The sequence below is a fragment of the Streptomyces sp. NPDC111744 genome (genome assembly GCF_055634995.1).
Genome location: NZ_JBVKCG010000003.1, coordinates 284953 through 302210 on the forward strand (window position 1 = coordinate 284953; position 17258 = coordinate 302210).

Sequence of the window (17258 nt, forward strand, 5' to 3'; positions counted from 1 at the left end):
GTGTGCCGGGAGGTTCAGCTGGTGTGCTTGCTGTGGTCGGTGCCGATCTCCTCCTCGCCGCCCAGCGTGGTCTGGAGGGACTTGACCACCTTGTCGTCGCCGACGGCGACCCACTTGCGGCCGACGAGGTAGAAACCGCCGTAGTCCTTGGCGTCGTTGATCCACTCGCGCTGGCCGCGGTCGGTGGCGAAGGTGGCGAAGACGAACTTGCCGGCCGTGTTCTTGCAGATCGCCTGGCGGACCTCGTCGGAGTCGATCTGCATGTCCGGGGTGCACTTCACCTTGGCGGCCAGGCTCTCCAGGCTGCCGGTGGCGGTGACCGGTATCTTGGCCTCCGCGCTGCCGTCGCCGGATCCACAGCCCGCCAGCGCCAGGACGGCCGTGGCTGCGGCCACGGCGAGCATCGGTCGGGTCAACCTCATCTGTTCCTCCGGTCGCATTGCTGGCCCTGGGGGTGCCTTCGGGGCCCTCCCCTTCGATACGGCTGTGGGGCGCGGGGCGCTCAAATCGAACAGTGGTCCAGGATGCCGTGGTCACCCGAGTGGCGGTGACCCACCAACGGGTCGCTCGTTCTTCAGGACGTGCAGCCACAGGATGTAGCCCAGCGTCACGCAGCCGCCTCCGCCGGAGCCCTGGGCCCGGCCGTCGATGTCGAGCAGGCCGAGGCCGCGCTCGTCGAGCACTATCCACGGCTGGTCCGGCTCGCCTATCTGGTGCTGCCCCCGGGCCTGGCGCGGGGCCGCCGCGTCCTGACCGCGCACTCCCTGGTCCAGCGGGCGCTGCCCCGCGGCCGCAGCCAGGCCCCGGTGATCCCGGCCCAGTCCACCGGACGGAACACCGACCCCGGGTACGCCCTGGTCCGCCTCGAAGTGGTGCGTACGGCACTGGAGGCGGCCCTGCCGCTCAAGCTGGCCGCCTGGCCCAAGCGGGCCCAGCTGCCGCCGCTGCTCCCCCAGGTGTGGGGCCTGCGGCTCTTCCCGCGCTCCGGCGGCGCCGACGAACTCGCCCTGGACCAGCGCCTCGCCGCCCTGTCCGGCCCGGCCCGGGCCGCCTACGCCCTGCGCGGTCTCGAGCAGCTCCCCGACGCCGACGTCCGCAAGATCCTCCGGGCGGCCGGGGTGGAGGACCCGGACGGCGCGCTCGCCGAGGCGAACGGCGTGCCGGCCGAGTACCCGCTGCTCGACTCCCCCGAGTTCGACCCCTGTTCCCTGCAGGCGCGGCCCACCGATCTGATGCGGCGCCGCCAGCACACCAAGGCCGCGCTGGCCGCCGCTGCCGCGCTCGCGGTCTGCGGGGCGCTGGTCGCGCTGCCGGGCGGCGGCTGGGGCGCCGACGGCGCGGCCGCCCCGGTGTACGCGCAGAACCCGGCCGCCCAGGCCGCTCTGGACCCGGCCCAGCTGACGAAGGCCCCGGCCACCGCCTGGAAGACCGCCGCCCGCACCGACTTCTCCGTGTGGCCCGCACGCGGCGCCCTCACCGGCGACACCGCGCTGCTGCGCCGCGCCCTCGCCGTCTGGGCCCGCCCCGGCGAAACCGTCCGTGTCTCGGCGACCCCCGGTACCCAGACCGGCGGCCCGGCCGGACCGCCCCAACTGCTGTACGCGGGCGTCGTCGACAGCGCCCGGGTGGTGATCTTCTACGACGGTCTGCGCATCGCCCGCTACGCCGAACCGAAGGACGGCACCCAGGGCGCGGCCCTGGACTTCGCCCGCGCCGACGGCGCGACCGGCGTCGAGGCGGAGGCGCTGGTCCTCGGCCGCTCCGACGGCAACGTCCGCTATCTGACGGCCCCTTGGGTGACCCAGGCGGCGGAGCGGGACCTGGTGAAACCGACCGCGGGGGCGATGGACCTCGGGCTGACCGACGGGGTGACCGGGCCGCTGGCCGGCTCCGCCCTGCGGCAGGGGGCGTGCACGTCCTGGAACGTGCTCCAGCTGACCGACGCGGACGGCACCCATCTCTCCACCGACCTGGGCGAGCTGGTGCCGGCCCGGCTCACCGCGGGCAAGCCGGGATACACCGACGAGGCCTCGGGGGCGAAGGCGCTGCGCGACTGGGCGCCGTTCGCCTGCTCGCTGGCCGCGGAGCGCTCCGCCGGGGTGCGCAGCGTCAACGCCTGGGCGTTCGCGGAGCAGCCGCTGCCGGACGCCGGTGGCACCGGGTCGTGGGTGTGCACACGCGCGGAGACCTGGCGGGGCGACGGCACGGTGTCGCTGGCCCAGTTCCGCACCCCGGGCGGCCAGTACGGGGCGGTGGCGGCGAAGGGGTCCGATGTGACGGCGTGCGGTCCGCGTGATCCGCATGTGCTGGCCGGGGTGTTGTGGAAGTCCGGGGCCGGGCAGTGGTACCTGCTGGCCGCGGGCAGCCGTGACACCTCGTCGATCCGGGCGACCGGCGGGGTCACCGCGTCGGCCCAGGGGACGCTGCTGGCGGCCAGGGCGAAGCAGGGGGCGCAGGCCGACCTGAAGGGCACGCTGGAGGACGGCAGCGGGATCAGCGGGCTACGGTGAGAACCCCTTGCTGACACATCCGTAAACAAGCTCTGCCACGGGCCTTCTCAGGTCGGCTACCCGTCAGTACATTGACGCCATGTCCAACAAGCAGCCGCAACCGGTGGAGTCCGAGCACACAGCGCTCACGGCCCGCAATGTGTCCTTCGCCTGGCAGGACACCCCGCTGCACTGGGTGCCCGGCGATCCGCTCGCCACGCACACCATCAATGTGCTGCATCTGCTGCCGCCCGCCGGTGAACGCTGGTTCGTGCACGGCAGCGGGTGCTGGCCGGGGAGGTGGAGCACCGGGACGAGCTGCTGACGAACGCGGAGCGTGCCGACTCGATGCTGATCTGTGTATCCCGGGCACGCGGTGGGAGACTTGTGCTGGATCTGTGAACACCCACGACGGGTCATGTCCGTTGGAGGCCGGATCCGATCGGTAAGGTGTTCGTATGAGTACCGGGGTACGCCGCAGATTGGGAGTCGAGGAGCGGCGGCAGCAGTTGATCGGCGTCGCCCTCGAACTGTTCAGCCGTCGCTCGCCCGACGAGGTCTCCATAGACGAGATAGCGTCGGCCGCGGGCATCTCGCGGCCGCTCGTCTACCACTACTTCCCCGGCAAACTCAGCCTGTACGAGGCCGCGTTGAAGCGTGCCTCGGAAGATCTCGCGGGCCGCTTCGCCGAGCCGCAGGAAGGTCCGCTCGGGGCGCGGCTGCTGCGGGTGATGCGCCGCTTCTTCGACTTCGTCGACGAACACGGGCCCGGTTTCGCCGCGTTGATGCGCGGCGGCCCGGCGGTCGGCTCGTCCGCGACCAACGCGCTCATCGACTCCGTGCGGCAGGCCGCGTACGAGCAGATCCTCGCGCACCTCGACGTCAGCGAGGCACCGGCCCGACTGGAACTGGTCATCCGCTCCTGGATCTCCCTCGCCGAGTCGACCGCGCTGATCTGGCTGGACGGTCGGCGCATCCCCCGCGCCGAACTGGAGATCCAGCTCGTCCACGACTTCGCGGCGCTGGCCGCCGTCAGCGCCGCCCACGACGAGGAGATGAGCGCCCTGCTGAAGCGGATGGTCAAGGACGAGCCGGGCGACGGCCCGTTCGCGGACCTCGCCGTCCGGCTGCTCGCGTTGGCGGGCTGAGCGAAGTCGGCTGCGGTTCGGTAGCGCCCCAAAGGGGCGCGGGGCTGCATCAACATGCGGTTCCGCCGCGGGTGCGCGAGCAGCCAGGACGGCGCCGCAGCCGAACGACGGCACATCACGGCGCTTACAGTGAAGCGCTCAGCCCTCGTACTTCCGGTACGACGGGTCCAGGTCCCGGACCTCCGCCGAGGCGTGCAGGACGAAGCCCTCGGGCTTGAGGTGTTCGCGCAGCAGTTCCAGGGCCGTCTCGGTCAGCCTGGCCTTCGTCTCGTCGGTGCGGCCGGCGAGCAGACCGAAGGTGATGTGCACGACGACGTGCGCACCCTCCTGGTCGTAGCCGTACGCCGTGCGGTCGGCGGCGCGGAACAGCGTCTTGCAGGCCTCGGGCTTGGCGGCCGCGATCTCGACCACGGCGGTGTGCAGGGCCCTGGCGAAGCCCTCCCGGTCGAAGACGCCGTCCGCGGCGGCGGAGTAGTCGACGGTGATCTGCGGCATGGGCCCTCCTGGTCAACGGGAACTGGCCCTCAGCCTAGGTCCTGTCGTCACAATCCCGTCGTCGCCGGCGAGGCAGACGGGAATGTGACGGCAGGGCCTGGTTGGACAGGCTGAGGGCCAGGAGGGCGACGTCGTCCTCCCTGTCGCGGCCGAAGCAGGCCAGGAGGGTGTCGCACAGGGCCTCCAGGCCGGGCAGGGCGCCGACGGCGGCGGCGCGGAGGTGTTCCATCGAGACCGTGAGATCGGTGCCCCGGGTCTCGATCAGGCCGTCGGTGACCATGAGGAGCCGGTCGGTGGGTTCGAGGACCACCTCGGTGGGCGGCGGGTGCGGCAGGCCCACGCCGAGCAGCGGACCGGACGCCTTGACGTACTCGGCGCTGCCGTCGTCACCGAGTATCAGCGGCGGGATCTGGCCGGCGTTGGCGATGCGGGTGCGCCCGGTCCCGGGATCGATCAGGGCCAGGCAGACGGTGGCCGTGACCTCGGCGTGGTAGTGCTGGAGCAGCCGGTCGAGCCGTTCGGCGAGCGCGGCCGGGTCGCTCTCCGCGAGGCAGTAGGCGCGCAGCGCGTGCCGCAGTTCGACCATGACGGTGGCCGCGTCCAGCGAGTGCCCGACGACGTCCCCCACCGCGGTGAGGATTCCGTCGCCGACGCGTAGCGCGGCGTAGAAGTCGCCGCCGATCTCCGTGTCCTGGGAGGCGGGCTCGTAGCGCACCGCTATGTCGACGCCGGGCAGCTCGGGCAGCTGGTGCGGGCGGGGCAGGAAGCTGTGCTGGAGGGTGAGCGCGACATGCCGCTCCACCTGGTACATGAGCAGCGGCTCGGCGGCGAGCGCGGTGGCCTGCGTCAGCTGGGCCAGCAGCGCCTCGTTCTCGGGGCTGACCCGGCGCCGGCCGCGGGTGGGGGTGGCCAGGCACACCGGCACCTTGCCGTCCTGGGTGAGGACCAGCGTCAGCCGGGCGTCGTGCTGCACGCCGGGCCGGAAGAACCCGGTGGGCCACAGCGGCGCCGGCACGGTGGTGATCTGAACGCCGGACTGTCCCCGGGTGAGCCGCCTCAGCAGGCCGGCCACGTCCCGGTGGGCGCTCTCGTCGGGCAGGGCGAGGGAGGTGCGCTCCCGGCTCAGGCCGCGGTACAGCTCGTCGTCCCGGTCGAGGACGAAGACGGCGGCGGGACTGCCGAGCAGCCGTGCGGCGCCGTCCGCGGCGGCGTCGGCCAGCTGGTACAGGGAGCGCGCCGACTGGATGGTGACGATCGTCTCCGACAGCTGCCTGAGCCGCCGTACCAGTGCCTGGTCGTCGGCGCGCAACCGGGCGGCGCGCACGGCGGACCGGACGGCGGCCTCGATGTCCTCCGGCTCGGCCGGCACCGTCAGATACGCCTCGGCGCCCATGTCGAGACCGGGGCAGCGGTCCACCGGGACGCCGGAGAGCGCCGAGAAGTGCACCACGGGCAGACCGGCCATGTGCGGTCGCTCCTTGAGCCGGCGGCACAGCTCGAAGCCGCTCATGTCCGGCAGGTGCACATCGATGAGGGCCACGTCGGGCAGCCGGCCCTTGCGCAGCCGTACGTCGAGTTCGCCGAGTGCCTCCTGGCCGGAGACGACCGGGACGACCTCGTGGCCGGCCCGGCGCAGCACGGTGCCCATCGCGAGCCTGCTCGCGGCCTCGTCGTCCACGATCAGCACGGTGGTGTCTGTCAGCTTGCCGTTGACGTCCATATACCAGCCCCTGGACAACGCCGGTGGGGCAGCGCCCGGTTCTGGGCCTGCCCCACCAAAGTAGTGCGGATGTCATGCGGTCCGGGAGAACACCGCCACAGTGCGACCCGGAACGGTGAACGTACCCGCTTCCCGCTCGTAAGATGCCGACTTGACGACGGAATCCGCGCCCGCCGCCTGCACGGGGTGCAGCCGGTAACCGGTACCGGCCAGCGCGTTCACCCGCTGCTTCTGCCGCTCCGGCGTCGCGTTGAACACGACGACGAGGTCACCGAGCTCCATGGTGATCACGCCGGGCGTCTCGTCCTTCCCGGACAGAGGGAACGAGAGCTTCGACTGCACCTGTCCAGCCGTGTCCAGCGAGAACACGCTGTCGGTCGTACGGATTCTCAGCAGATCGCGGTAGGCGGCGGAGGCCCCGTCGATCTCCGCGCACCCGACGCGCACCGAACTCAGCAACGGCTTGGCGTAAGGCCACTTGGACGCGTTGTCGGCGGCCATGGGCAGCCCACGTCCGAAGCCGTTGCCGTCGGAGCAGTTCCAGTGGATGGCGTTGAACCAGTCGCCGCTGTCGAAGGAGTTGCGGTCCAGGGACTTGGAGCGGAGGAGGTCCGTGCCCGCCTGGGAGAGAGACGGGCCCTGTGACAGGGCTGCCGTGGCCATCGCGAGGACCTGCATCCGGGCCCGGTCGGAGGCGCTGGTCGTGGCCGGCAGCTTGTATGTCAGCGCGTCGAACAGCGACTCGTTGTCGTGCGCGTCGACATAGGCGAGGGCATCGCCGGGCGCGGCCGCATAACCGGCGGGCGAGCCGTTGTAGTCGACCTCGGCGCCGGTGACCTCCTTGCCGTCGGTGTCGGTGAAGGTGTACTTGGCGAGGTTGCCGCTCAGACCGACCTTGATCAGGTCCTGGTAGTGCAGCAGGCGGGCCTTCTGCTCGGCCGGAGTGCCGTTGGCCGTGGACGAGTTGGGGTCGGTGTACAGCCCGGACGCGAAGCCCTGGACACCGGGGTCCTCGTCGAAGGGGCTGCCGCCGCGTACGGCGTCCCGGGCCCGGTCGGAGAAGGTGGCGATGCCGGTGCCGGCCATGTTGGCCTGGGTGGCCTGGACGAACCGGGCGTCGTTGGCGACCTCGCCGAAGTTCCAGCCCTCGCCGTAGAGGATGATCTTCTTGCCGTCGACGCCGTCCTTCTTCGGGGTCAGCGCGTCCAGGGCCTTGCGGACCGCCAGGATGTTGGCCTTCGGATGGTGGCCCATCAGGTCGAAGCGGAAGCCGTCGACCTTGTACTCCTTGGCCCAGGTGACGATCGAGTCGACCACCAGCTTGCCCATCATGGCGTTCTCGGGCGCGGTGTTGGCACAGCAGGTGCTGTTCGCCACCGAGCCGTCCGCGAGCAGCCGCTGGTAGTAGCCGGGCACGATCCGGTCGAGGACGGATGTGTCGGCCTGTCCGCCGGCCGCCGTGTGGTTGTAGACGACGTCCATGACGACCCGCAGGCCGTCCTCGTTCAGCGACTTGACCATCTGCCGGAACTGGACCGTGCGGGCGGTGCCGTCGGGATCGGTGGCGTACGACCCCTCGGGAACCGTGAAGTGGTAGGGGTCGTAACCCCAGTTGTAGGCGTCCTTGGCGGCGACCGCCGAGACGCACGCCTGCTGCTTGTCGGAGTCGGCCGCGTAGGAGGCGAGATCGCAGTCGGGGCTCGCCTGGTCGGCCTTCTTCTCGGGCACGGTGGCGAAGTCGAACGCCGGGAGCAGATGGACGTACGACGTCCCGGACTTCGCGAGTTCGCGCAGGTGTTTCGAGCCGTCGCTGCCCTTGTCGGTGAAGGCCAGATACGTGCCCCGGTCGGCGGCCGGGACCGTGGAGTCCGCCACCGAGTAGTCCCGGATGTGCAGCTCCTGGATCTGGGCGTCCTTCAGCGGTACGGCCCTGGGCTTGGTGTAGGTCGACCAGCCACCCGGGGTCAGGGACCTGTCGTCCAGGTCTACGACGAGACTGCGTCCGGAGTCGGCGGTGAGGGCGACCGAGTACGGGTCGGTGACCTTGTTGGTCACCATCTTCTGCACGCTGGGCGCCCAGACCTTCACGACATACCGGTAGGGCTTGTTCTTCCAGGACTTCGGGCCGGTGACGGACCAGACGCCGGTGGTGGGGTTCCGCTTCATGGCCACGGTGGAGCCGTCGAGTTCCAGGCCCACGCTCTGCGCGGTCGGCGCCCAGACGGAGAGGGTCGGCTTCCCGCGGTGGAAGACCGGCCCCAGACTCGCCGTCGTCGCCTTGGCGTACACGTCGTCGAGCACCCCGGCGATCTGCACGCCGGTCGCGGCCAGCACCGCCCCGTTCGCGGCGCGCTGGGAGGCGACGAGCTGTCCGGCGAGCGCCTCGCGCACCCGGTCGCGGTCGCGCGGGTCGACCGACCAGGCCGTGTCGCCCTTCAGATGCGGGAACCTGGCCTTCTGGGCGTCGGTGAGGGTGGTCTTCGTCAGCCGCAGCCACCGCTCGTCGTCGCTCGTCAGCGTCCCGTCCTTGACGGCGATCGAACCGTCGTGGGAGGAGAGCAGCTGGGTGGAGACGGCGCCGTCGGCGCCGTCCCAGGCGACCGTGTCCCGGTCGATCCAGACCGCCTTGGAGGTGGTCAGGTCGAGGGCGGCCGCGCTGCCGGCGGGCTGCGGGAGCAGGTACTTCTCCTGGCCGTTCAACAGCCACACCTCGTAGCCGTTGGACGTGAGGTCCAGGGACTGGTCGGCGGAGAGATCCTTCTGGTCGCCGTTGTGGATGATGTAGCTGAGGCTGGTGGCACCCTCGGTGAGCGGTACCTCGAAGACCGCGCCATAGGCGTCAGTCTTCACCGGCTTCAGGGGGTTCGACCAGTCGGTGGGGTTCGCGGCGCCCGTCCAGACGTGCAGGCCCCAGCCGCCGTAGTCTCCGTCGGCGCGGTGGTAGTGGATGACCGCCTTGGTGGTGTCCTGGGCGGGGTAGGCGGGCCGTTCGGTCATCACGTCCGCCTTCCCCTGCGCGATCCAGACCTCACCCGTCCTGGTGACGTCGATCGAGCGGTCGGCGGAGACGTCCTTGTTGCCGTCCTTGTCGACGACGAGGAAGCCGACGTTCGAGGCGCCGGACTTCAGCTTGACGTAGGCGAAGGCACCGTAGGCGTCCCGGCCGACGAAGGGGTGGCCGGCGGGCCAGGTGGTCGCCTCGCCGTCGGCGATGTCGCCCCAGGCGTACAGGCCCCAGTCGGCGTAGTCGCCGTCGGTGCGCTGGTAGTGGACGATCGCGTAGTCACGGGAGGAGGCGGTGGGGGGCTCGGGGGCGGGCGGGGTGCCGGAGGTGCTTTCCGCGAGCGCGCTGCCGGTGTGACCGGCCGAGTCGACGGCGACCGCCTTGTAGCGCAGGGCGGTGCCGGCCGGGATGTCCTCGGCGAGGGTCTGGGTGACCTTGTAGGGGGCGTGGTCGGCGGAGCCGAGGGTGGTCCACCTGCCGTTGCCGATCTGGGCGGCGAAGACGACGCGGTTGAGCTGTCCGCCGGTGACGTCGGCGGTGACGTCGACGGTGCCGGTGGCGCCGGTGGCCGGGGCGGTGAGGGTGATCTCCGGGCCTGTGGCGGGCTTGGCGAGGGCGCCGGTGGCCTTGTAGACGACGGCGGATCCGGCGGGGACGGAGACGGTCAGCCGGTCCGCGCCGTCGGAGGTCAGGGTGCCGTCCGTGCCGTGGATCGCGCGGTAGCGCATGTCGGCGGAGCCGGTGGTGAAGGTCGCGGTCTTCGCCGTGTCGGCGTTGTTGAACGCGACGACGTACTCCTGGCCGGTCTTCGCGTCCGTCCGGGTGAACGCGTAGACGCCGGCGCCGTCGGCCGCGTAGCGCTCGGTCTGGACGCCGTCGGCGAGGGCGGGGTTGGCCTTGCGCAGCTTGGAGAGAGCACGGATCTGCTTGTAGAGCGGTGCACTGGTGTCGTAGGCGTCGCCGGCGGCGGTCCGGTCGGTGCCGATCTCGTCGTCGTCGAGATAGTCGGCGACCTTCGACGCGAACATCGTCTGCCGGGCGTCCTTGTCCCCGCCCGAACCGGTGAAGCCCTGCTCGTCGCCGTAGTAGACGACCGGGTTGCCGCGGCTGAGGAACATCAGCTCGTTGGCGAGCCTGTCCTTGGCCAGCAGCTCGGCGTCCGTGGCCTTCGGGTTGTCCTGCTCCAGGAAGTACCCGATCCGGCCCATGTCGTGGTTGCCGAGAAAGGTGACCTGCTCGTAGGCGTTGGCCTTGTCGGTCGTGTACTTGTAGTCGTCGCCGAAGACCGAGGCGAGCTTCTGCGCGCTGCCGCCCTGTGAGGCGTAGGCGCGGGCCGCGTCCTGGAAGGGGAAGTCGAGGGTGGCGTCGAGGCGCCCCTGGGTGACGTACGGGGAGGTGACCGAGGTGTCGGCGGAGTAGGTCTCGCCGAACATGAAGAAGTGGCTACGGCCGTGCCGGGCCGCGTACTTGTCGAGCGCGGTCGCCCATTGCGTCCAGAACTCCATGTCGACGTTCTTCACGGTGTCGATCCGGAAGCCGTCGACGCCGTAGTCCCGTACCCACCGCTCGTAGATCTTCTCCATCCCGCTGACGACCTCGGGACGCTCGGTCCACAGGTCGTCGAGGCCGGAGAAGTCGCCGTAGGTGGCGGACTCGCCAGCGAAGGTCGAGTCGCCCCTGTTGTGGTACATCGTCGGGTCGTTGAGCCAGGACGGCACCTTGCTGTCGCCGGTCACGGTGGGTGTGCGCGGGAAGGAGGCGGTGGAGACGGCGGGGAACCCCTTGCCGCCGGCCGCGTAGTCGGCGTCGTCGAAGGGCTGTCCGTCCTTGGTCAGGTAGGGGAACGCGCCTTTCGACAGGTAGTTGTAGGACTTCTCCTCGTAGTCGACGACATCGGCCGTGTGGTTGGTGATGACGTCGAAGAAGACCTTCATCCCCTTGGCGTGCGCCTTGGAGATCAGGGTCTCCAGGTCCTTGTTGGTCCCGAGGTGCGGGTCGACCTGGGTGAAGTCGGTGATCCAGTAACCGTGGTAGCCGGCCGAGGCGTTGCTGCCCGTGCCCTGTACCGGCTTGTTCTTGAAGATGGGGGCCATCCAGAGGGCGGTGGTGCCGAGCCCCTTGATGTAGTCGAGCCGCCTGGTCAGGCCCTTGAGGTCCCCGCCCTGGTAGAAGCCCTTGTCGGTGGGGTCGTAGCCGGTGGAGAGACGGGAGCCGGTGAGGCCACCCCGGTCGTTGCCGGTGTCACCGTTGGCGAAACGGTCCGGCATGACGAAGTAGAACTGCTCGCGGGTTTCGTCGTGCCGGGCGGGCTCGGCGGCGAGCTTCGCGTCGGAGGGCGGTGCGGGCGGGGCGGCGGCGTGTGCGGCGAGGGGCTGCACGAGCGCGGCGGCGAGGGCGGCGACGGCGACGGCCGCGACCCGTCTGACATGTATCACCGGTGTGAACTCCTAGCGATAGCGGCTCTCTTGGGTCCGACCCCGCGCGACCGTACCGCTGCCGAAAGGCTTACAGCAAGAGGCTTGCAATTCACAGAAAGGACTTTCAACAACCGGGAACGTGACATGGGAGTCGGGCACGAGCCGCTCGTACACGAGGGACACGCGAAGAACCGACGGGCGGGAGGTTTTCCCGCGATCCGGTGAACAAATCGGCTGTGTCCCGCATCGAACCTTGTGTAGGTCACCAGAGGACGGCGCGGGGCGTGGGTACGGACACCGCCGCCGACCGCGCCGCGGAGCACGAGTGGAGCACCCGTCACCGTGAACGAACACCGGAACACCACCGACCGGACAGGTACCGCCGAGCACCGCACCGGCCGCAGGTTCGGCCGCACGGTGCTCGCCGTGACCGCCGTCGCCGGCCTGGGGCTCGCCTGGGCGGGCACCGCCGAGGCCGCGAGCCCGAGCACCGCGAAGTCGACGCCGACCTGCTCCGCCGCCGGGCTCAAGGCCACCTTCGGCCAGCAGCTCGCCGGCGGGATGAACCACCAGGGGGTCGTCATCAGGCTGCGCAACCTCAGCGGCAGGACCTGCGCCCTGCGCGGCTACCCCGGCCTGGGGCTGGAGAACTTGGCGCACCGGACGCTGACGACCCACACGCACTGGGGCGACACCTGGTACGCCAAGGACCCCGGCAAGAAGACCCTCGTCCTCAGGAACGGCGAGAGCGCCGAGGCCGTCGTCGCCTGGACCCACGCCAACACCGGCACCTCGGGCGCGGTGCACGCCTCCTACCTGGAGATCACCCCGCCCGCCGCCACCCGGCACAAGACGCCGGCCTTCCCCCAGTGGGTCGACCACGGCGACCTCTCGGTCACCGCGCTGGCCAGGCACATCAACGTCACGCCCTGACCATGCGCACCGCGGACGGCGGGGCTGTCCAGGCCCGTGCCCCGCCGTCCACCCGCAGTACCGTGCCCGTCACATAGGAGGCGCGGTCGCTCAGGAGCCACGCGGCGGCCTCGGCGATCTCGGCGGGGTCGGCCGTGCGGCCCAGCGGGGTCGTGGACCTCATGCGGTCGATGACGCCGGGGGTGGCCGCCTCCCACGCGCGGACCATGTCGGTGAGGGTGCCGCCGGGGGCGATGGCGTTGACGCGGATGCCCTCGGGGCCGTAGGTGACGGCCGCCGACTCGGTGAGGCTGTTGACGGCGCGCTTCAGGGCGCCGTAGACGGGCAGGACCCGGGTTGGCGCCCAGGCTGCCGACGGAGGAGTTGTTGACGATGGCGCCCCCGGTGGCGGTCGCCCGGATGGCCTTGACCTCCGCTGCCATGGCGAGCCAGACGCCCTTGAGGTTGACGTTGGTGATGTGGTCGAAGTCGTCCTCGGGGAGTTCGTCCATGGGGCCGGGGGGCTGGATCGTGGCGCCGTTGTTGAAGGCGATGTCCAGGCGGCCGTAGACCTCCACCGTGCGGTCGACGGCGGCGCGGACGGAGTCCGTGTCGGCCAGGTCGCAGATGGCGTAGTCGGCGGTGCCGCCGGCCGCCCTGATCTCCTCCGTGACCGTCTTGAGCTGGTCCTCCGTACGGGCCGCCAGCAGGACGCGGGCGCCCTCGCGGGCGAAGAGCCGGGCGGCGGCCGCGCCGATCCCGCGGCCGGCGCCGCTGATGAAGGCGACCTTGCCGGTCAGCAGGCCCTGGTTCGTCGTGTTGTCCATGTCTTCCAGCCTGCGCCCGGTCCCCCGGCCCAGCCAGGCACCGGCGGTACCTGGCTGGGCCCCGCCGCACGGCGGCACACTGGGGGCGTGGACAGGCAGGAACTCGCGGCATTTCTGCGCAGCCGCCGGGAGCGGATCTCCCCCGCCGAGGTGGGGCTGCCCCGCGTCCGCGCCGCCGTACGCCCGGGCTGCGGCGCGAGGAGGTGGCGCAGCTGGCGTTCATCTCGACCGAGTACTACACCCGCCTCGAGCAGGCACGGGGGCCGCGGCCGTCGCGGGAGGTGCTGGGCGGCGTTGCGCGGGCGCTGCGCCTTTCGGACGCCGAGCGCGGTCATCTGCACCACCTCGCCGGGGCCCCGCCGGGACCGCCGCCCGGACCCTCACGGGAGGTCCGGCAGAGCCTTCTGGACCTGCTGCGCCGGCTGCCGCAGGCAGCCGCCTTCGTGACGTCGGCGACCTTCGAGGTGCTGGCGTGGAACGACCTCGCGGCCGCCCTCATGGAGGACTTCTCCGCCCTGCCCCCGCGCGAGCGCAACATCGTGCGCCGCGCCTTCCTCAGCCCGCGCCCGGGCGGCCGGACGCTCTACGGGGTGTCGGACGTCGACGCCTTCGCCCGGCACTCGGCACAGCGCCTGCGGGCCGCCGCCGCCCGTTACCCGGACGCCCCCGAGGTGACCGGCCTGGTGGACGAACTCCTCGCCGGGAGCGAGGAGTTCAGGCGGCTATGGGAGTCCCACGACGTGAGCGCCGAGCCCACCCTGTGCAAGACCTTCCAGCACCCCGTGGTGGGCCCGGTCACCGTCAACTGCGACGCCCTCGACATCACCGACCGGGACCAGCAGGTGGTGATCTACACCGCCACCCCGGGCTCACGCTCCGAGGAGGCGCTGCGGCTGCTGTCGGTGATCGGTACGCAGCGGATGGATCAGCAGGTGGACTTCCCGGCGTAGATCGCCAGGGCGGTGTTCGAGGCCAGGGTGGCGGTGAACTGGCCGCTGGAGTTCACGGTCACCGACGTGTTCGCCTGAACGTCGCAGTACGTCCCCGCCGGCAGCGACGTCTGGTACGTCCGGGTCAGCGAGCCCGACTCGTGGTTGATGGCCACGTACCCCTTCGCGCCCCGCCCGAAGGCGATCGCGTCGGCCCCGTCGTCCCACCAGTTCGTCACCGACTCGCCGCGCACCGCGTTGCGGAAGGCGACCATGCGGATGATCTCCGGCCAGGCGTGCTGGCACTTCCAGCCGTCCTGCCAGCAGGCGTTGACCGTACCGCCGTTGGGCGGGCCCGCGTCGGCGTCGGTCCACTCGTAGCCGGAGTTGATGTCCGGGGCGCCGTAGGGGTAGGCGAGCATGAAGACGTTGGCCAGGGTGTAGTTGGCGCCGTCCTTGTAGTTCAGGGTGCTGCCGTTGCGCTCGGTGTCGTGGTTGTCGACGAAGACTCCGGCGACCGAGCTGCTCATGTACCCCCATCCCTCCCCGTAGTTCTTCAGGTAGGCGAGGTTCTCGTTGTTGAAGACGCGCTTGAGGTCGTAGGCGTAGCGGAATTCCTGGACGTCCCCGTTGCCGGTGTACTCGGTCGGCTGGACGGCCTCGCCGGCGCCGTAGATGACCTCCTGCTTCCAGTAGACCGACGGGTTGGTGAGCCGGGTCTTGATGTTGGCCAGGTCCTTGGCCGGGATGTGCTTGGCCGCGTCGATACGGAAGCCGTCGACGCCGAGGCTCAGCAGGTCGTTCATATAGCCGGCGATGGTCTTGCGGACGTACTCCTCGCCGGTGTCCAGGTCGGCGAGGCCGACGAGTTCGCAGTGCTGGACGTTCCAGCGGTCGGAGTAGTTGGAGACGAGGGAGGTGCAGTCGTCGAAGTCGTAGGAGGAGTACAGGCCGGGATAGTCGTACTTCGTGTACGAGGAGCCGCCGGTGCCGGTGCCGCTGCCCGCCGACATGTGGTTCACGACCGTGTCGACGACCACCTTCACACCGGCCGAGTGGCAGGTGTTCACCATGTTCTGGAAGGCCGTGCGGTCGCCGAGCCTGCCCGCGATCTTGTACGACACCGGCTGGTACGACGTCCACCACTGGGAGCCCTGTATGTGCTCGGCGGGCGGGGAGACCTGGACGTATCCGTAGCCGGCGGGGCCGAGGGTGGCGGTGCACTCCTTGGCGACCGAGGCGTACTTCCACTCGAAGAGGACGGCGGTGACGTCCTTGGTGCCGGGCGGGGAGGCGTCCGCGACGGACGGGGTCATGACAATGCTGCAGGCGGCCAGTGCCAGCGCGGCGGAGAGGGTCTTGGGTGCCATGTGGGGGTCCTTCGTCATTGAAGGTGCCATGGAAGGCTCTTGCTGAAAGGTTGCTGAAACCTTGCGGTTGCGCAGATGTTAAAGGCCCGCTCCCCGGATGGGTAGCGGGCCCTCAGAAGTTGCCGCAAGAAGTTATCGAGTGATGGCCCGTCAGGCGGTCGTCCACCACACGGTGGTGTCGGCCGGCACCTTCGCCTCACCGCCCGCCTCGGTCACCTCACCGCTGGTGAGGAGCAGCCGGCCGTAGGCCGGAGTGGTCACCGACTCCCCGCCGGTGTTCGCGACGCACACGAACTCCCCGCGCCGGAAGGCGAGTACACCCTCCGGGGCACGCAGCCACTCCACCGCCTCACCGGCACCCAGATCGGACTGTGTACGACGGACGCTCAGCGCGGTGCGGTACAGCTCCAGGGTGGAACCGGCCACCCCGGTCTGCGCCTCGATGCTCAGCTCACCCCAACTCGCGGGCTGCGGCAGCCAGCTGCCCCCGCTGCCGAAGCCGTACGACGAGCCCTCCCGCGTCCACGGGATCGGCACCCGGCAGCCGTCCCGGAAGCCGTCCTGGCCCGCGCCACGGAAGTACGCGGGGTCCTGCCGGACCTCGTCGGACAGGTCCACGACGTCCGGGAGGCCCAGCTCCTCGCCCTGGTAGATGTACGCCGATCCGGGCAGCGCCAGCATCAGCAGGGTCGCGGCCCTGGCCCGCCGCAGGCCGAGGTCCCGGTCCCCCGCGGTGCGGATCTGGGTGCCGAGGCCCGGCGGGTTGGCGAACCGGGTGGCATGCCGGGTGACGTCGTGGTTGGAGAGGACCCAGGTGGCGGGGGCACCGACCGGGCGCATCGCCTCCAGGGTGCGGTCGATGACCGTCCGCAGTTCCTTCGCGTCCCAGTCGGTGCTCAGATACTGGAAGTTGAAGGCCTGGTGCAGCTCGTCCGGGCGGACGTAGTTGGCGGTGCGCTCCACGGTCGGCGTCCAGGCCTCGGCGACGAAGATGCGCTCACCGGCGTACTCGTCGAGGACGTGCCGCCACTGCCGGTAGATCTCGTGCACACCGTCCTGGTCGAAGAACGGCATGACATCGTTGCCCAGCAGCTTCAGCTGTTCGGTGCCGCCGAGGTCCGGCAGCCCCTCCGCCTTCACCAGGCCGTGCGCCACGTCGATCCGGAAGCCGTCCACGCCCATGTCCAGCCAGAAGCGCAGGATGGAGCGGAACTCGTCGCCGACGGCCGGGTGTTCCCAGTTGAAGTCGGGCTGCTCGGGGGCGAAGAGGTGGAGGTACCACTCGCCGGGGGAGCCGTCCGGTTCCGTGACCCGTGTCCAGGCCGGGCCGCCGAAGATGGACTCCCAGTCGTTGGGCGGGAGTTCGCCGTTCCCGCCCTTGCCGGGACGGAAGTGATACCGCTCCCGCAGCGGCGAGCCGGGACCCTCGGCCAACGCCCGCCTGAACCACTCGTGCTGATCGGAGGAGTGGTTCGGAACCAGGTCGACGATGATCCTGAGGCCCAGCTCGTGGGCGTCACGGATCAGCGCGTCCGCGTCGAGCAGGTTGCCGAACATCGGGTCCACGGCCCGGTAGTCGGCGACGTCGTAGCCGGCGTCCGCCTGCGGGGAGGCGTAGAACGGGCTGAGCCACACGGCGTCGACGCCGAGGTCACGCAGATACGGGAGTCTGGAACGTACGCCCTCCAGGTCCCCCATCCCGTCACCGTTGCTGTCGGCGAAGCTGCGCGGATAGACCTGGTAGATCACCGCGTCCCGCCACCAGTCGCGACGACGGGCGACGGTGGTCGTTGCGGTGGCCGGTGCGGCGGACTGCTGCTGGCTCATGGCGTCCTTGATATGTAACGGGGTCATCGGGTCAGAGGTGGGTACGGGGCGGGTGACAAGGCGGCCGCGGTGAAAGCGGGGTCGGATATCCACCGCGACCGCCAACCCGCGCCCAGCAAG

9 protein-coding genes and 4 pseudogenes are annotated in these 17258 nt (G+C 70.6%); 6 read left to right on the forward strand and 7 right to left on the reverse strand.

Annotation, left to right across the window (positions count from 1 at the left end; all coding sequences use genetic code 11):
- Positions 1-14: 14 nt before the first annotated feature.
- Positions 15-422 (reverse strand): hypothetical protein, encoded by a 408-nt coding sequence (locus ACZ7OO_RS08555; protein WP_471502841.1) that lies wholly within the window; start codon positions 420-422, stop codon positions 15-17.
- Positions 423-581: 159 nt separating this feature from the next.
- Between ACZ7OO_RS08555 and ACZ7OO_RS08560 the strand changes: the two genes are divergently transcribed.
- The 4 genes and pseudogenes from ACZ7OO_RS08560 to ACZ7OO_RS08575 all read left to right on the forward strand — a co-directional run bounded on the left by ACZ7OO_RS08560 (position 582) and on the right by ACZ7OO_RS08575 (position 3637).
- Positions 582-2510, forward strand: coding sequence for a hypothetical protein (locus tag ACZ7OO_RS08560; protein ID WP_471502843.1), 1929 nt, complete (start codon positions 582-584; stop codon positions 2508-2510).
- A 79-nt stretch (positions 2511-2589) separates the two neighbouring features.
- Positions 2590-2766 (forward strand): annotated as a pseudogene (locus ACZ7OO_RS08565) (metal-dependent hydrolase); the annotation flags it as partial.
- Positions 2766-2891: pseudogene (locus ACZ7OO_RS08570) on the forward strand (PDR/VanB family oxidoreductase); the annotation flags it as partial. The pseudogenes ACZ7OO_RS08565 and ACZ7OO_RS08570, both read left to right, overlap by 1 nt.
- Before the next feature lie 56 nt (positions 2892-2947).
- On the forward strand, positions 2948-3637 hold the full coding sequence (locus ACZ7OO_RS08575) for a TetR/AcrR family transcriptional regulator (protein ID WP_471502845.1): 690 nt from the start codon (positions 2948-2950) through the stop codon (positions 3635-3637).
- Positions 3638-3775: 138 nt separating this feature from the next.
- Here the strand turns inward: ACZ7OO_RS08575 and ACZ7OO_RS08580 are convergent, their stop codons facing one another.
- The 3 genes from ACZ7OO_RS08580 to pulA all read right to left on the reverse strand — a co-directional run bounded on the left by ACZ7OO_RS08580 (position 3776) and on the right by pulA (position 11291).
- Positions 3776-4132 (reverse strand): 5-carboxymethyl-2-hydroxymuconate Delta-isomerase, encoded by a 357-nt coding sequence (locus tag ACZ7OO_RS08580; protein ID WP_471502847.1) that lies wholly within the window; start codon positions 4130-4132, stop codon positions 3776-3778.
- A gap of 34 nt (positions 4133-4166) precedes the next feature.
- Complete coding sequence (locus tag ACZ7OO_RS08585) at positions 4167-5852, reverse strand: SpoIIE family protein phosphatase (RefSeq protein ID WP_471502849.1); 1686 nt, start codon at positions 5850-5852, stop codon at positions 4167-4169.
- Between the two features lie 72 nt (positions 5853-5924).
- Positions 5925-11291, reverse strand: a complete 5367-nt coding sequence (pulA, locus tag ACZ7OO_RS08590; RefSeq protein WP_471502851.1) for a pullulanase-type alpha-1,6-glucosidase — start codon at positions 11289-11291, stop codon at positions 5925-5927.
- 324 nt (positions 11292-11615) lie between these two features.
- On the opposite strand from pulA, the gene ACZ7OO_RS08595 reads away from it, so the two are divergent.
- A complete protein-coding gene (locus ACZ7OO_RS08595) occupies positions 11616-12206 on the forward strand; it encodes a DUF4232 domain-containing protein (protein ID WP_471502853.1) in 591 nt (196 codons plus the stop codon).
- On the opposite strand, the pseudogene ACZ7OO_RS08600 reads toward ACZ7OO_RS08595, so the two are convergent.
- A pseudogene (locus tag ACZ7OO_RS08600) lies at positions 12196-13012 on the reverse strand (SDR family NAD(P)-dependent oxidoreductase). The gene ACZ7OO_RS08595 and the pseudogene ACZ7OO_RS08600 sit on opposite strands and share 11 nt — an antisense overlap.
- Positions 13013-13099: 87 nt before the next feature.
- Here ACZ7OO_RS08600 and ACZ7OO_RS08605 point away from each other — a divergent pair.
- A pseudogene (locus ACZ7OO_RS08605) lies at positions 13100-13962 on the forward strand (helix-turn-helix transcriptional regulator).
- Here the strand turns inward: ACZ7OO_RS08605 and ACZ7OO_RS08610 are convergent.
- Together ACZ7OO_RS08610 and ACZ7OO_RS08615 are read right to left on the reverse strand one after the other, a co-directional pair.
- On the reverse strand, positions 13938-15311 hold the full coding sequence (locus ACZ7OO_RS08610; RefSeq protein WP_471502855.1) for an alpha-amylase: 1374 nt from the start codon (positions 15309-15311) through the stop codon (positions 13938-13940). The pseudogene ACZ7OO_RS08605 and the gene ACZ7OO_RS08610 sit on opposite strands and share 25 nt — an antisense overlap.
- Before the next feature lie 150 nt (positions 15312-15461).
- Positions 15462-17138 (reverse strand): glycoside hydrolase family 13 protein, encoded by a 1677-nt coding sequence (locus tag ACZ7OO_RS08615; RefSeq protein ID WP_471502857.1) that lies wholly within the window; start codon positions 17136-17138, stop codon positions 15462-15464.
- Between the last annotated feature and the right edge of the window lie 120 nt (positions 17139-17258).

What these genes read in the sequence shown, in the direction of transcription:
- ACZ7OO_RS08555 (WP_471502841.1), bottom strand. Translation starts at nt 422, where the DNA reads ATGAGGTTGACCCGACCGATGCTCGCCGTGGCCGCAGCCACGGCCGTC.
- ACZ7OO_RS08575 (WP_471502845.1), top strand. Translation starts at nt 2,948, where the DNA reads ATGAGTACCGGGGTACGCCGCAGATTGGGAGTCGAGGAGCGGCGGCAG.
- ACZ7OO_RS08580 (WP_471502847.1), bottom strand. Translation starts at nt 4,132, where the DNA reads ATGCCGCAGATCACCGTCGACTACTCCGCCGCCGCGGACGGCGTCTTC.
- ACZ7OO_RS08585 (WP_471502849.1), bottom strand. Translation starts at nt 5,852, where the DNA reads ATGGACGTCAACGGCAAGCTGACAGACACCACCGTGCTGATCGTGGAC.
- ACZ7OO_RS08610 (WP_471502855.1), bottom strand. Translation starts at nt 15,311, where the DNA reads ATGGCACCCAAGACCCTCTCCGCCGCGCTGGCACTGGCCGCCTGCAGC.
- ACZ7OO_RS08615 (WP_471502857.1), bottom strand. Translation starts at nt 17,138, where the DNA reads ATGAGCCAGCAGCAGTCCGCCGCACCGGCCACCGCAACGACCACCGTC.